The organism is Aequorivita capsosiphonis DSM 23843, assembly GCF_000429125.1.
GTDB classification, from domain to species: Bacteria; Bacteroidota; Bacteroidia; order Flavobacteriales; family Flavobacteriaceae; genus Aequorivita; species Aequorivita capsosiphonis.
Map to the genome: position 1 here is coordinate 1 of NZ_KE386851.1, position 14691 is coordinate 14691.

At 35.9% G+C, this 14691-nt stretch carries 14 protein-coding genes; 11 read left to right on the forward strand and 3 right to left on the reverse strand.

Annotated features, from left to right (window positions below; genetic code table 11):
• Positions 1-207: 207 nt before the first annotated feature.
• Positions 208-783, reverse strand: a complete 576-nt coding sequence (locus G440_RS0118710) for a response regulator (RefSeq protein ID WP_026452692.1) — start codon at positions 781-783, stop codon at positions 208-210.
• A 200-nt stretch (positions 784-983) separates the two neighbouring features.
• Here G440_RS0118710 and G440_RS20855 point away from each other — a divergent pair, with 200 nt between their 5' ends.
• The gene (locus G440_RS20855) at positions 984-2426 is read left to right on the forward strand and encodes a sensor histidine kinase (protein ID WP_051285471.1); all 1443 of its coding nucleotides are present in this window, start codon (positions 984-986) and stop codon (positions 2424-2426) included.
• Positions 2426-2845: a response regulator gene (locus G440_RS0118720; protein ID WP_026452693.1), complete on the forward strand. Its 420-nt coding sequence runs from the start codon at positions 2426-2428 to the stop codon at positions 2843-2845. Before G440_RS20855 ends, G440_RS0118720 begins: the two co-directional genes overlap by 1 nt.
• A gap of 355 nt (positions 2846-3200) precedes the next feature.
• Here G440_RS0118720 and G440_RS21295 read toward each other — a convergent pair whose 3' ends face one another.
• The gene (locus G440_RS21295) at positions 3201-3362 is read right to left on the reverse strand and encodes a hypothetical protein (RefSeq protein ID WP_157418078.1); all 162 of its coding nucleotides are present in this window, start codon (positions 3360-3362) and stop codon (positions 3201-3203) included.
• 204 nt (positions 3363-3566) lie between these two features.
• Here G440_RS21295 and G440_RS0118725 point away from each other — a divergent pair, with 204 nt between their 5' ends.
• Positions 3567-4019 (forward strand): hypothetical protein, encoded by a 453-nt coding sequence (locus G440_RS0118725; protein WP_026452694.1) that lies wholly within the window; start codon positions 3567-3569, stop codon positions 4017-4019.
• Between the two features lie 147 nt (positions 4020-4166).
• Entirely contained in the window at positions 4167-4757 is a 591-nt protein-coding gene (locus tag G440_RS0118730) for a hypothetical protein (protein ID WP_026452695.1), read from the forward strand.
• A gap of 102 nt (positions 4758-4859) precedes the next feature.
• Here G440_RS0118730 and G440_RS0118735 read toward each other — a convergent pair whose 3' ends face one another.
• Positions 4860-5348 (reverse strand): YqiA/YcfP family alpha/beta fold hydrolase, encoded by a 489-nt coding sequence (locus G440_RS0118735; protein WP_026452696.1) that lies wholly within the window; start codon positions 5346-5348, stop codon positions 4860-4862.
• A gap of 1587 nt (positions 5349-6935) precedes the next feature.
• Between G440_RS0118735 and G440_RS20430 the strand changes: the two genes are divergently transcribed.
• The 7 genes from G440_RS20430 (at position 6936) to G440_RS0118780 (ending at position 14691) form a co-directional block, all read left to right on the forward strand.
• The gene (locus G440_RS20430) at positions 6936-8102 is read left to right on the forward strand and encodes an MraY family glycosyltransferase (protein ID WP_051285472.1); all 1167 of its coding nucleotides are present in this window, start codon (positions 6936-6938) and stop codon (positions 8100-8102) included.
• 295 nt (positions 8103-8397) lie between these two features.
• Positions 8398-9741 (forward strand): nucleotide sugar dehydrogenase, encoded by a 1344-nt coding sequence (locus G440_RS0118750; protein WP_026452697.1) that lies wholly within the window; start codon positions 8398-8400, stop codon positions 9739-9741.
• 231 nt (positions 9742-9972) lie between these two features.
• Complete coding sequence (locus tag G440_RS0118755) at positions 9973-10974, forward strand: SDR family oxidoreductase (RefSeq protein ID WP_034260023.1); 1002 nt, start codon at positions 9973-9975, stop codon at positions 10972-10974.
• Between the two features lie 333 nt (positions 10975-11307).
• On the forward strand, positions 11308-11775 hold the full coding sequence (locus G440_RS0118765; RefSeq protein ID WP_169718979.1) for an acyltransferase: 468 nt from the start codon (positions 11308-11310) through the stop codon (positions 11773-11775).
• Positions 11776-11777: 2 nt separating this feature from the next.
• On the forward strand, positions 11778-13223 hold the full coding sequence (locus G440_RS0118770) for a lipopolysaccharide biosynthesis protein (protein ID WP_026452700.1): 1446 nt from the start codon (positions 11778-11780) through the stop codon (positions 13221-13223).
• Positions 13220-13696: an acyltransferase gene (locus G440_RS21630; protein WP_051285473.1), complete on the forward strand. Its 477-nt coding sequence runs from the start codon at positions 13220-13222 to the stop codon at positions 13694-13696. Before G440_RS0118770 ends, G440_RS21630 begins: the two co-directional genes overlap by 4 nt.
• Positions 13693-14691: a polysaccharide deacetylase family protein gene (locus G440_RS0118780; protein WP_026452701.1), complete on the forward strand. Its 999-nt coding sequence runs from the start codon at positions 13693-13695 to the stop codon at positions 14689-14691. The genes G440_RS21630 and G440_RS0118780 overlap by 4 nt, the downstream gene beginning before the upstream one ends.

Genomic DNA, 14691 nt, shown 5'->3' on the forward strand with positions numbered 1-14691 from the left:
GAGATATCCAATGCCCTCGTTATTGGTTGTGTGTAGTTCATCGCTCGATCTTCGTCGCTCGTCGTTCGTCGCTCCTTGTTCGTATTTCCGCTTTCCCCTTTCAAATTTCGTCCTAAGTCTTCCACGCATTCACCATAAAAATAGAATCTTCAAAATAAATATCTAAAATTTCGACATCTCATCCTTCCCCTGAACTCAAATCTCACCTCATCCCCTAGAATTGCCAAACAAAGACCTCAAGTTTTTCCAAAAACTATTTGAAGCAACTTCTATTTTTTCCTGTTCCTCTTCTTCCCGATCGCCAAAATTGTGTTCTCTTAAAAAATCACTGTTTGATTTTCCAGAGGCATATTTTCTGCGTTCTGAATTTAGCTTTTCCATTTGTTGCTTGTCTCTCTCCACAATTTCCGAAACCAAAGGAAGAAGTCGCTCGTTCAAGGTGTTTATGGGTTCCTTCAGAAAGAAACCTTCTGCGCCTTTTCGCAATAGTTCCTCTCTGTCCGACTCGTATTTTAAATTCCCAGTAATAACTATTACCGGTATTTTTTTGTTGTATTCTTTTGTAATTCTCAATACATCAAAAGCGGTCATGCCCACCAGATTGAAATCGGTTAGCACCATATCAGGAATATAAGTTTTTAGCGCATTAATTAGGCTTATCTCACTGTCAACAAAGCGAATTTCGGGATTGGCACTAATTTTTTTAAGCTGTCTTTGTAGCAAAAATGTGTCTGAGACCATATCCTCTACTAAGAGGAAATTTAAGTTATTAGGCAGTTCCATAAAAAATAAATTCGTGGGTTTATTGGTTGGTTAAAGTTATTCAATTTTTCCTATGTTTATTAACATAATAAATTTTAAATTTAATCCAAAATAGTATCTTTTCATTTTAATCCCATTAAAAGATGAAAATTTTATCCTTATATCCTAAAAGACAGGGATATGTCCTTTTTTTTATAGTTAATCAGTAGATTGAAAAATAGATGAAAAGAATTCGAAAAATTGGTTTTACAAATTTTATTTTACTTGTTTCATCGCTAATTCTGGTTATTGTACTCATAGGCTTTTCCTTTATTATGAATGCAAATTCCGCTTCCGAAATTGCCCACACCTGGGAAGTGAAAAACAACATTCGTCGCGTTTCCGCATCTATTTCGCAGATGGAAAGTCTAAAGTTGGCTAATGTGTACACCAACCAAATAAAATACAAACACGCTTTTGCCGCAGCCCATGAGGATTATGATTCCTTGATGGATGCGCTCAAGGTTCTGGTCAATGATAATCCACTTCAGTTGGAACGGGTCCTGGAAGTTGAAAATCGAGTGGATCGCAATTTCTCTGAATTTAAGAAAGTTAAGCCTATAAACGGGATGGTTTCCATTGAAATGGTTACGCAAGGAAAGCAGGAAATGATTTTTGTTGAAACAATTCAGTCCTATTTAGAGGAAATGATCGTGTCTGAAAATATATTGTTGGAAAAAAGAAACCAAAGTTATGTGGTCTGGAAATTCATTATCCTGGGAATTTTGGCCCTAGCCACAATAATTGTTTTTCTAAGCCTTTATAGTTTAATCAACAAAATAAAACCGCTTGTGGAAGAGTTGTTTCAGACCAAGAATGATTTTGAGGATTCCAATAGAAACCTTCAAACTACTTTAGCGGAACTGAAACTAATAAATGCGGAAAAGGAGCTGGAAATTGTAGCTAAGGAATCAGCGGTTAAACAGGCAGATAAATTGAATGAGTCCTTACTTGCCAAAAACCAGCAATTGGACCATTTTGCCTATGTTGCTTCTCATGATCTACAGGAACCCTTGCGGACGGTCACTAATTATTTGGAAATTTTTCAGGAGGACTTTCCCGAAAGAGTGGAAGGCGAAGCCACTATGTATTTCGATTTTATTAACAGTGCTGTGGAACGGATGCGCAATCTAATTAGTGGGCTGCTCTCCTTTTCGCGAATTGGTACTAGCGGGGAACCAGAAGGTATTGATCTAAATTTGACCTTGTCGCGAATAAAAGACGATTTTTCAGCAGTTATTGAAGAACGGGAAATTATAATTGAGAGTGATCATTTGCCAACTTACAACGGTCACAGGATAGAGATCAAACAATTATTTCAAAACTTAATATCCAATGCCATAAAATTCACCAAACCAGAAGTTACCCCACATATTAAAATAAGTTTTGATGAAACGGAGCACTATTACAACTTCCACATCATTGATAATGGTATTGGCATTCCCGATAAAGATTTTGCCAAGGTATTTGATATGTTTAGCCGGCTGCACAGTACCAAAGATTATGAAGGGCAGGGAATAGGTTTAGCATTTTGTAAAAAAATAGTAGAATTGCACCGTGGAAATATTTGGGTTACCTCTAAATTTGGGGAGGGAACTAGCGTCCATTTTACATTAAAGAAATAATGATGAAAAAGAAATTAAAAAACGTATTGCTAATAGACGATTCGGAAAGTGACAACTTTTATCACGCTCGAAAAATCAGGAAAATGGGGATCACTGATAATATCCATATTTGTTATGGCGGTCAGGAGGCACTGGATTACTTGAAAAGCGAGCTGGAAGGGGTTCATCCGCAACCGACCCTTATATTTTTAGATATCAACATGCCGGGAATGAACGGATGGGAGTTTCTGCAGGAATATGAAAAATTGGAAGTGGCGCAACAAGGAGAAATCGTGCTCACCATGCTCAGCAATTCCATAGATCAGCGAGACAGAACCCGTGCACACGAATTTAAAACCGTTCAAGGATTTTATGGCAAACCTTTGAATGACGCGTATTTAACCTCCATTCTGGAGAAACATTTCCCGGAATTTATTTAATGAAACCTTTATTCCTACGCCTGCTTGCCCGTAGGCAGGTCCTAAGTCTTCGTTTCAGTTGGACTAATTTTCCAAGTTTATTCAAGACAGACTAAAAGTCCGTTCCACCTGCCTGACGGTAGTCAGGTTCGTCAAATTCAAACCCGTCCTACTTGTGCATCTGTTTTCGTTCGTCGTTGGTCATTCGTATTTCCCCTTTCCAATTTCGTCGTTCGTCGCTCATCGCTCGTCGTTCTAATTTCCCCTTTCTAAATTCTACTTTCCAATTTCGTCGTTCGTCGCTCGTCGTTCTAATTTCCCCTTTCTAATTTCCCCTTTCAAATTTCGTCGTTCGTCACTCGTTACTCGTCGTTCGTCACTCGTTACTCGTCGTTCGTCGCTCGTCACTCGTCGTTCTAATTTCCCCTTTCCCCTTTCTACTTTCCAATTTCGCCGCTCGTCGTTCGTCGCTCATCGCTCGTCGTTCTAATTTCCCCTTTCCCCTTTCTACTTTCCAATTTCGTCGTTCGTCGCTCATCGCTCGTCGTTCTAATTTCCCCTTTCCCCTTTCTACTTTCCAATTTCGTTTTTCGTCACTCGTCGCTCGTCGTTCTAACTTCTCCTTTCTACTTTCAAATTTAGCCGTTCCTATACTTTTAAAAATTACAATATTTTCTTAAAGTGCATAATCGAAACCTGATAGATTAGTAAATTAGTGGGATAACACTAAATTCTATAAAAAATGAAAAATCTAAGAACACTTTTGGCGGTTGGCTTTTTAGCCGTGCTTACATCTTGTGGCACCACGAAGCAAACGGCTGATGCTTCAAGCGTTTCAACAGAAACAAATAGAGGAAGATCAAACCAAACTACGGAGCGGACTAAAACAGAGAAATCGCCACAGTTTTCTTCGGAAAGATCCGAAACCTCAGAAACAGTCAGAAATTCAGAAACTGTTGATAATGCGAGAATTCAGCAGATGTACACGGCTTTAGATATGAATAAAGACCAAATTTCACGCTATGAGAACGAATGGAAACGTTCCACAGGCGCTTGGAAAAGCAAGAACCGCAATAAAAACATGAATAGTTTTGAAAAGACAGAATATCAAGATAGGATTATGAAAAACATCTTGGACGAGTCGCAATTTGAGGCGTATCAAGAGTGGGCTCGCGAAAACCCAATTACAGATTAAATTATTGTAGTTAGGTCTATATTAGGTGGCCCCAAGCGTTTTTTCAACATTATTAAAGTCTATTAAAGTCTATTAAAGCATTAAGTCCACCTTTTATTGGTGGACTTTTTTTTAGGAGAGGAGGGAAATTACGTTGAAACTATTTTTATGACTGAGAAACAAGAAGAAAGAGTACGAGCTAAAATCAAAAAGATCAGAAGTGCTTTGTCGGCAGACAAGCGATTTCACGGAGGTTATTTTGATGACAGTCGCGGGCTGCGCTATATGCCTCCGGAATTGTATTTGCGGATCAACGACTACAAAGGTGCCGCTAGATATTTTAAATGGTTTGATAAAAACTTTCCAGATGATATTGGCTATGGTATGTTTTGGTTTGAATATGCAATAAGCAGTTTTAAAAATAAGAAGATGGAGATTGCTGAAAAAAGCATTTTGAAAAGTTTTATGGCTAATGATTATTTGATAGAGCAGTTTTTAGGACTTCCTTTAAAAGATCGTATAAATAATGAGAGGTCCGAGTGGCATAGAAAACAAGCGATAGAAAATTTTCTGTATTCAGAAGAAAATCCAGAATTTGCAGAATTCTCAATCTGGCTAAAAAATTTTATTGAATCCTCTGAATTTTTAAACTTTTCAAACAAATATGTTGATATTGAAATAAAATTGAAGACGGAAACTGAAGTGTCAAAGAGATCGGCGTTGCTAAATAAATCTAGACAACTTTTAGATGACTATTGAGTTGATATTTATAAAGTTGAAAAATGAGTAGTGATTTGATAAAATACGAATGTAGAGTTTCTTCTTAAATCTAACTTGATCAATAACGCTCCATTCATTCATCTAAAGCTTCTTAAAAAAAGCTTCTACTTCCTCTTTAAAAACGGTAACAGGAATGCGATGTCCCAATCGCTGCCGCACATGAATGTCATAATCCGTGTGCTCTTGAAGCGTTTTGGACAAAAATGAAAACGTAGCTTTTGGGTCAATTACATCATCATCAACCCCAAGAACAATCTGTTTAAAACTGAGATATGGATTCTTATAAGTAGGTATCCTTTGGTGCACAGACCGGGAGTAGAGCGCAGGATTAAAAAGCAAGGATGGAAGTTGGTACGCATCAGCAATATAATAGCCAACAAATCCGCCCATGCTGCTGCCAATGACCGCCTTTATCTTTTCATTTTTATATTGTTCTACCAAAAGTTCAATACTGTTGTATTCGGTTCTATAGTCAATAGCCGGAGAAAAAACCCGTCCATACTTCTCTAAAATCGTTCTTTTTTCAGGAGCTAGATCTCCGTCTAAACCGTGTAAATATAAAATATTCATAATCTAGGTTTTTTAAATTAATCTTGTTTTACCATCAGTAGCTCGCCTCTTTATTTTATCCATATTCCCCACCGGCCTTCTTCCCTTCTAAGATACCCCAATCTTTCTTAATCTCAAAATGGAAATTATTATTTATTGTTATTCTCTATTATTTATTGTTATTTTCTATTTCTATTCTCTATAATTATTTTCCGCTTTCCGCTTTCCTCATTCGTCGCTGGTCCTTCGTCGTTCGTCGCTCGTCGTTCGTATCTCCACTTTCAACTTTCAACTTTCCCCTTTCTTCATTCGTCGCTCGTCCTTCGTCGCTCGTCGTTCGTCACTCGTCGTTCGTCGCTCGTCGTTCGTCACTCGTCGTTCAAATTTCCCCTTTCTACTTTCTACTTTCGAATCAATGCGCTTACCAATGAAAAAATAGCGACAGTTTTTCTACATTGGTTAGATTTAATCAATCCTAATACGATGATAATGTTGAATTTGAGAAATAAAATAATCTGGAAGATTCAGGGGATTCGGAAAGTTTTTGAAGCCTGAGACGATTACAAATTTATTAATTTTGAAATCGTAGGTCCCCAGTCTAAACCTGTCAGGTTTGGTCAAGAGTTGCGTGTGGATTGAAAAAAAATAGAACTCCTTTATGGACTAACCACAGTTTTTGCATAAACACAACAATTGGGCTTGATCCCAAATAGTGCTTTAAAGAAAATATATCCGCCAAGAATTTGGGGTATAAAAAGCTACCCTAGATTTGAGAATCCAGAATGTATTCAAAATTAATAAAACGAAACGCTATTATAATCTTTCTTGAAGCTCAGCAATAATAAATAATGCCAAGAATAATACGATTGTTCCAATTGCTAATCCACCTACTCCCATAAGGCAAACTTACTAAAAATATATTTTGGTTTTATGCTTTAGGATAAATTTATTCAAGGTTTCAGGTTCAAGGTTCAAGGTTCCAGGTTTGTCCATGGCTAAATAGCATGGACCGTTTTTGGTTGAAGGTTAAAAGGTTATGTGCGGATTTTTGAAATGGGAGGGAAGGAGTTTTGGAGGAAATGAACGAAAAGACGTATATGACGGGGGATCATGTGTATTACGACGGATTTGTTTTACTTTTCAACGGATTTTTATAAATTGGAGAAAAGAATCAGAAATTAAGATTTCTGGATTTTAAGAGACTTAATTTCGATAAGTATCTACTGTATTTAAGCTCTTATTTTATTAGTTAATATACTGAATACCAGCACACTGCAAAAAATATGAAAGTTTAATGCATAAGTGTTGGTCAACTAAGATTTAAAGGATATTTTTGTAAAAAATTTAACAGGTACTATTTTCTGAACGAAAACCGTACTCATTTTCTATAATTTAAACAGCGAAGTTTTATTTTAATAAAGCTTCTTTTTGGTTTAATAAATTGGATTACAGTTGTTTATGAATTGTCAGTTGTTCGTTTTCAAGAATAATGGTGATGTTAAGTATTTTGAATATGAAATTAACAATAATTAATGAAGTAGAGCCAACAAAGTATAATTTATTTTTTATTTCATTCCCCAGGTGAACTAAAAAATCTAAAATCCCCAAATGATTTTACCAAACTTACCTACGAACAAAGCGGAAGTACTTGTACTTTTAGCAGATTTTAAATTGCTAACCGCATTTTTAACCTTGGCCACTTCCTTGAGCGTAACGCTTGTAATCATGCCCAAAGTTATTGCGATAAGCCTCGAGAAAGACCTCACCGCATCCACCAATGGCAGAACTTCCCATAGGGGCATCATCCCTAATCTGGGTGGGATAGGTGTTTTTATAGGTCTGATTTTAACCAGTAATATTGCGTTTCTGCTATTCGCAAGTCACGAACAATTAATCAATTTGATTATTTTCAACATCGTGCTTTCGCTTTTGTTTTTAGTGGGAGTTTCCGATGATATCATGTCTATTTCTCCTAGGAAAAAGCTCTTTTTTGAACTAATTGCCGCCATCATATTCATTTCCGGTACAAACAATTATATAGGCTCCTTTAACGGACTTTTGGGCATACACGAACTTCATTATGCAATTGCATTACCTTTTTCAGTATTCGTTATTGTGCTGATTATCAATGCCTATAATTTAATTGATGGCATTGATGGCTTGGCGGGCTCTATTGGAGTCTTAGTGTCTGGTGTAATGGCTGTGGTTTTCTTTCTAAGCGGTCATTTTCTTATCTCCCTTATATCTCTGGCACTTGTAGGTTCTCTGGTGGCTTTTTTGATATATAACTTCTCTCACAAGCGAAAAATCTTCTTGGGCGATACAGGCTCTTTGGTGGTTGGTTTTGCATTGGCTGCCCAAATGGTTTTATACTTAAACTTAAGTCTTACCAGCGGAACGCCACTTTTTAAAAATGCACCTCTTTTTGTAATGGCCCTGCTGTCTTATCCGTTGTTAGATACCCTCAGAGTATTCATTGTGCGAATAAAAAAGGGGCAAAGTCCATTTACGGCAGATAGGAACCACATTCACCACCGGCTTATAGATCTAGGCCTATCGCACAAACGCGCCACTATGGTTGTTGTCCTTTATACCTTGGCGATGATAGCTTTGGCTTATTTATTAAACAATATGCCTATTAATGCAGCCTTCGCAATCCTCTTGCCAGTATGTATGATTTTAGTGGGCGTGCCATTTATATTAGTGCGTAAAAAAGATTCTCATGGATATCATTTGGAGTGGGTGTGGAAGGTTGCTGAGCAAGAGGGGAGTTGAAACGAAAGTTGAAAATAGAAATTGGAAAGTAGAAATACGAAGTATGAACGACGAGCGACGAACGACGATCGACGAAATGTGAAAATGGAAATTTGAAAGTAGAAATACGAACTATGAACGACGATTGACGAACGGCGAAATGTGAAAGTAGAAAATGGAAAGTTGAAAGTTGAAAGTTGAAAGTTGAAAGTTGAAAGTTGAAAAAAAGACATAAAGATAAGAAGAATTAAATGCGAGCGAAGATGCTTTAACAAAATATTGGTTTAAATCATCTTTAAAAATATAGTTATAAGTAATGAAGGAAGAGAAAGAAATAAAAATTGGAATTATAGGCCTTGGCTATGTCGGCCTGCCTTTGGCAAGACTTTTCGCCACTAAATATCCCGTAGTTGGTTTTGATATCAACCGGGAAAGGGTAGAAGCGCTGCAGAACGGACACGATACTACGCTAGAGGTAGAAGATAAAATATTACAACAAGTCTTGCTTCAGGCAAACCCCGTCGGCGCTCTTGCAACCGTACTTGAAGAAGAAGGTGGTGGAAGTCTAGAAGAAATGCCCGAAAACGGACTTTTTTGTACTACCGATTTAATGGATATTCAAGGCTGCAATTACTTTATTGTGACCGTGCCAACCCCAGTAGATAAAAACAACCGTCCCGTGCTCACCCCCTTATATGCTGCCAGCAAAACCGTGGGGAAGGTGCTTAAAAAAGGCGATACCGTAATCTATGAATCTACCGTATATCCCGGAGTTACCGAAGAAGAGTGCGTTCCCGTTTTGGAAAAAGAAAGCGTCTTGAAGTACAACACAGATTTCTTTGTGGGCTATTCTCCCGAACGTATCAACCCGGGCGATAAACAACACACCGTAGATAAGATACTTAAAATAACCGCGGGTTCTACCCCTGATTCGGCTAAGGCAATTAATGCGCTATACGCTTCCGTAATTACCGGCGGCACCTATTTAGCACCGAGCATAAAAGTAGCAGAAGCGGCCAAGGTAATTGAGAATTCGCAACGCGATATCAATATTGCTTTTGTAAACGAACTCGCTAAGATCTTTAATCTCTTGGAAATAGATACCCACGAGGTGTTAAAAGCTGCGGGTACCAAATGGAACTTCTTGCCGTTTAAACCCGGCCTTGTTGGTGGACATTGCATAGGCGTAGATCCGTATTACCTTGCACAAAAAGCGCAGGAACGCGGCTATCACCCAGAGATTATTTTGGCGGGAAGAAGATTGAACGACTCTATGGGCCAATATGTAGCCAGCCAGGTGATTAAGTGTATGATCAAAAAAGGAGTTGCCATTAGCGGTGCCGAAATATTGATGCTAGGCGTAACTTTTAAAGAAAATTGCCCAGATGTTCGCAATACCAAGATAGTGGACGTAATAGCAGCTCTATGCGACTACGGCGTTAAAGTAACCACCTATGATCCTTGGGCCAACCCAGAAGAAGTAAATCACGAATACAATATAGAAACGACTATCATCTTAAAACAAAAGCAGTATGACGCCATCGTTTTAGGAGTTGCTCATAATGAGTTTTTAACAATGGATCTAGAGCCTTATAAAAAAGAAACGGCCATTGTTTATGACGTGAAAGGAGTGTTGACGAACGTTGATGGGAAGCTTTAGTTAGTTGGTAGACTTTAGTCGGTAGAGGTTAGAGGAAATCGCCTCCCCGCTGGAGGAGGGAAATCGAAAATGAAAATGAAATTGGGAAAGCCTACGAATGAAGTCGGAGGTAAACAAATTGAATATTGAACATTGAGCATTGAAAATTGAGCATTCATAGCAGATTGTTATTAAAACCAACCTTCTCTAAAATCTCAAGTCTCACATCTCAAGACTCACATCTAATAAAACATGAATTTAGAACAATTTGACATATTAAAAGATAAGAGGGTATTAGTAACCGGAGGAGCAGGATTTATAGGCTCTAATTTATGTGAAGCCTTATTGAACCTTAATGCTCAAGTTACTTGTTTAGACAATTTTGCCACCGGCCATAAACACAATATAGCACCTTTTTTGCCCCACAAAAATTTTGAGCTAATTGAAGGCGATATTCGCTGTATAAAAACCTGTGAAGCTGCTTGCAAAGGCCAAGACTTTGTCTTGCACCAAGCGGCTTTAGGGTCGGTGCCGCGCTCTATTAACGATCCAATTACCTCTAACGATGTAAACGTTGGCGGATTTCTAAATATGTTGGTTGCTGCACGCGATGCAGGTGTTAAGCGTTTTGTTTATGCTGCCAGTAGTTCTACCTATGGCGATAGTGAAGCTTTACCAAAGCTGGAGGACAATATCGGGAAACCCTTATCACCCTACGCTATCACCAAATATGTAAATGAGCTGTACGCAGAAAATTTTTACAAAACTTACGGGCTAAATACTATTGGTCTCCGCTATTTTAATGTTTTTGGCAGACGTCAAGATCCGAACGGCGCTTACGCGGCGGTTATCCCCCTTTTTGTAAAGCAGTTTATGGATCACGAAAGTCCTGTTATAAATGGTGACGGCAGTTACTCTCGCGATTTTACCTATATAGACAATGTAGTGCAGATGAACTTGTTGTCCATTACTACAGAAAATAAAGAAGCGCTAAACCAAGTGTATAATACTGCGGTAGGCGATAGAACCACTTTGGTGCAACTTACTGAGTTACTAAAGAAACATTTAAGCAGCTTTGACCCCGCAATTGCAAAAGTAGAAATCATCCACGGTCCCAACCGAATAGGAGATATCCCGCATTCCTTGGCATCTGTGGAAAAGGCGGAAAAACTATTAAACTTTAAACCAACCCACACTATTAATGTTGGTATTGAAGCGGCGGTGGAATGGTATTGGGGGAATTTAAGAAGATAGTCCGTGGTTTTAAAGTCATAAAATTTCTTATTGTTATAGACTTTTTGTTAGAAGGAAAAAATGACAATATTATAGATTATTCAAATGAAATTTCAATCTCTATTTTTGAAACTATAATTTAAGATTCAATACTGAATTAATTTTTAATAATGAGAAGTTTAATTGTTTATACCGTTCAATTCTGATTAGAAGCAGAACTGATAACAAGTTGTAAAAAAGATGGTAAATTTTGTTTATAATATTAAAAGGACGCTTAGATACATATTGTCGGTGTTTTATACCTATATATTATTTAAAGGAAAACCTCGTAAATTATATTGTGGTTTCAATGTTATGTTCAGAGGAGATATTAGACTCGGTGATAATTTGAGAATTTATGATAATTCTAAACTTTATGGTAAAATTTCAATTGGAGATAAAACAGCAATAAGTGAGAACGTAGAGATAAGAACAAACTTTTCTGAAATCAAAATTGGAAGTAATTGTACTGTAAATAGGAATAGTATTATTATTGGTAAAATTAAGATAGGAGATTTTGTCCTTATTGCACCAAATTGTGTTATAGTGGGTTCTAACCATAATTTTGAGGATAGGAATATTCCTATAAAGAAACAAGGTGTTTCAAGTAAGGGTGTTAACATTGATGATGATGTATGGATTGGTGCGAATGTTACAGTAACGGATGGAGTTAGTATTGGAAGGGGAGCAATAGTAGCTGCTGGATCGGTGGTAACCAAAAGTATTGAACCTTATGCTATTTATGGTGGGGTGCCCGCAAAGTTAATAAAGTATCGGGATTAAGTATGGGGATTATAAAATCAGATTCTTTAAAGGGTTTTAGTTGGAACTTCGTTGAAAAAATATTTGGATCTTTAATTCAATTTATATTTACACTGATACTTGCAAGATTATTAACCCCAGAAGATTTTGGGGTGGTTGGATTATTAATTGTTTTTACTTCAATTTCACAGGTATTTATTGAAAGTGGTTTTGTTCAAACACTAATACAAAGACAAGATGTAACAGAGGAGGATTACACTTCTGTTTTTTACTTTAATTTTATAATGTCTTGCATAATCTACATTATATTATTTTTCAGCTCTAGCTATATCGCTGAATTTTATAATGAACCGACCCTTAGGCTTTTATGCAAAATCAGCTTTTTATCAATTGTTATTAATTCCTTATCAATAGTTCCTACTGCTATTTTAACAAAAGGTATGAATTTCAAGGTTTTGGCCAAAAGAACTTTAATTGGAAATTTAATTGGGGGGGGTATTTCAGTTTTTCTTGCTATAATAGGATGGGGCATATGGGCTTTGGTATTCCAGATGTTGATTTCTAATTTATTAAAATTAATACTATTGTGGATCTATGTTGATTGGAGACCTATCAAGAGATTAATTTTTTACCCAATAAAAAACATGTACAAATTTAGTCTGAATATCATGTTTTCTTCTCTGTTAGATACGTTGACGTCTAACTTACATGTTATTATTATTGGAAAGTTCTATAGTAAAGCACAGTTGGGGTTTTACTCTCAAGCTTATGCTTTACAGAGTGTGCCGGCAAATGCTTTAGTGTCAGTAATAAGAAGTGTTTCCTTCCCTGCAATGTCAAAGATTCAGAATGATGATGCATCATTGAAAGACTACTTTTCAGAAATCCAAGCTTTTGCTTTTTATATAATTTTTCCAATATTTATTATTGCATCTACCTTAGGAAAAGATTTGATCCCTATAGTATTAGGTAATAAATGGCTTGACTCAATTGAATATTTTGAGCTTTTATGTTATATAGGTGCCTTTTTACCTTTATATAATTTGGGTATGAATATATTGTTAGTAAAAGGAAAGTCGCGTAAGTATCTGGCTACAAATATAGTAAAGAGAGTAGTAACTATAACCTTCGTTCTTGCAACAATTTCCTACGGGATAGAGATTTTAATTTATGGGCAAATAGCAGCTGTAGTTTTAAATTCCATTATAACAATGTATGTTTCAGGAAAGCTCTTAGATTATAGCATATTTTCACAAGTACAGGCTATTTTAAAAACAATTTTAATCGGTTTAATATTAATTATATTTTCGAAACTATCTGAAATATACATTAATATTGAAAGCCATGTTTTAAACCTACTTGTAAATACCCTCCTAAGTTTAACGATTTTTGGATTATGTTCAATATTATTAAACGTTAATGAATTTCATAGAATTAAAAGGTTTATAACTAATAAGATGAAAAAATGATTAAAAGAAAATTTAAAAATTTTTTAAGAGCGATCTTACTTTATAAAGTATTTAGACACTGGATAGTTTTAAATATGATTTCATACAAGATAAAACCTTCAATACTAAATTTTTGTGGAGCTAAGATCGGGGTTAATAGTTATTTTGGGAATGGAATTTATGTTGATAACAACTTAAGCTTTTTGTCCATAGGAGATAATTTTAAGGCTGGTCCTAATATTCAGTTTTTATTTCATCATAGAGATATGAAGGTTTATAAAAAGGGATTTTCTAATCAAGACCTGAAATTAATAAGATTAGAAACAATTATTGGTCATGGTGTATCTATTGGGATGGGGTCTATTATTTTGCCAGGAGTAAAAATTGGTGATGGAGCAGTAATTGGAGCAGGTACGTTAGTTCATAAAGATGTGCCTGAATGGACTTTAGCGGTTGGAAACCCAATGAGAATTATAAAAGAGTACGAAATATGAATATTAAAAGAAAAATGGCAGGGCTTGTAGGTAACACTTTTATTCCTGATGTTTTTAATATGTTTTATCAAAAAACTAAGATAGTATTTTACCACGGTGTTGAAATAATTCCAGTTGAAAATTCGATTATTCAAAGTAATCAGATCTTATTCTCCGAGTTTAAGCGGCAGATCTTATTTTTAAGAAAGAAATTCGAAATTATATCTATTGATGAATTTTATTTACGTTTTACTAATGAGAGATTAAGTGGCAAAGAAGTCGTCATTACATTTGATGATGGGTACAAAAACAATTTAACAGTAGTTGCTCCTTTTTTAGGAGAACATGGTATTCCTTTTACTGTATTTATTTGTCCTGAATTAATAGATAAAGCTATAAGACTTCCAACGTATTATGTGAGAATGGGTGTTTACTCTAAAGTAATTGATGAGTTGAGCGTGCCATTTTTGAATAAGAAGTTTGGTTTGACTACAGAAAATCTAAGGAATGAGGCGAATAACGAATTGATTGACATAATTAAGACTTCAAATAATGATGATGTAAATAAAATTATAACAGATATAAAAGATAATTTTTCTGTAGAACAGCTTACAAGCTTAAATGATTTATACCATTCTGAAGAATTGATGACTTGGTCTGAAGTTATTGAACTAAAAGAAAATTTTTCCTGTACAATAGCCTCTCATGGCTTAGATCATGCCATTCTTCATTCAGTCCAAACTAACGAGATTATTGATAATCAACTTGAGTTAAGTAAGAAAAGAATAATAGAAGAGATTAAAGAATGTAAATATTTTGCATTTCCAAATGGCAATATTGATTCAGTATCCACTTATTCTGTCCAAAAATCAGCAGAAAACTATGATTTGGGGTTTGCGGTAAATGGATCTGCTGTCAGTTACAATGACCATTATGGCTATGTGTCTCGGTTAAGTCTATCGCCATTTTTCAACGAGTTTAAGGTGCAAATATTAATTTTGGCAAATATTAATTAA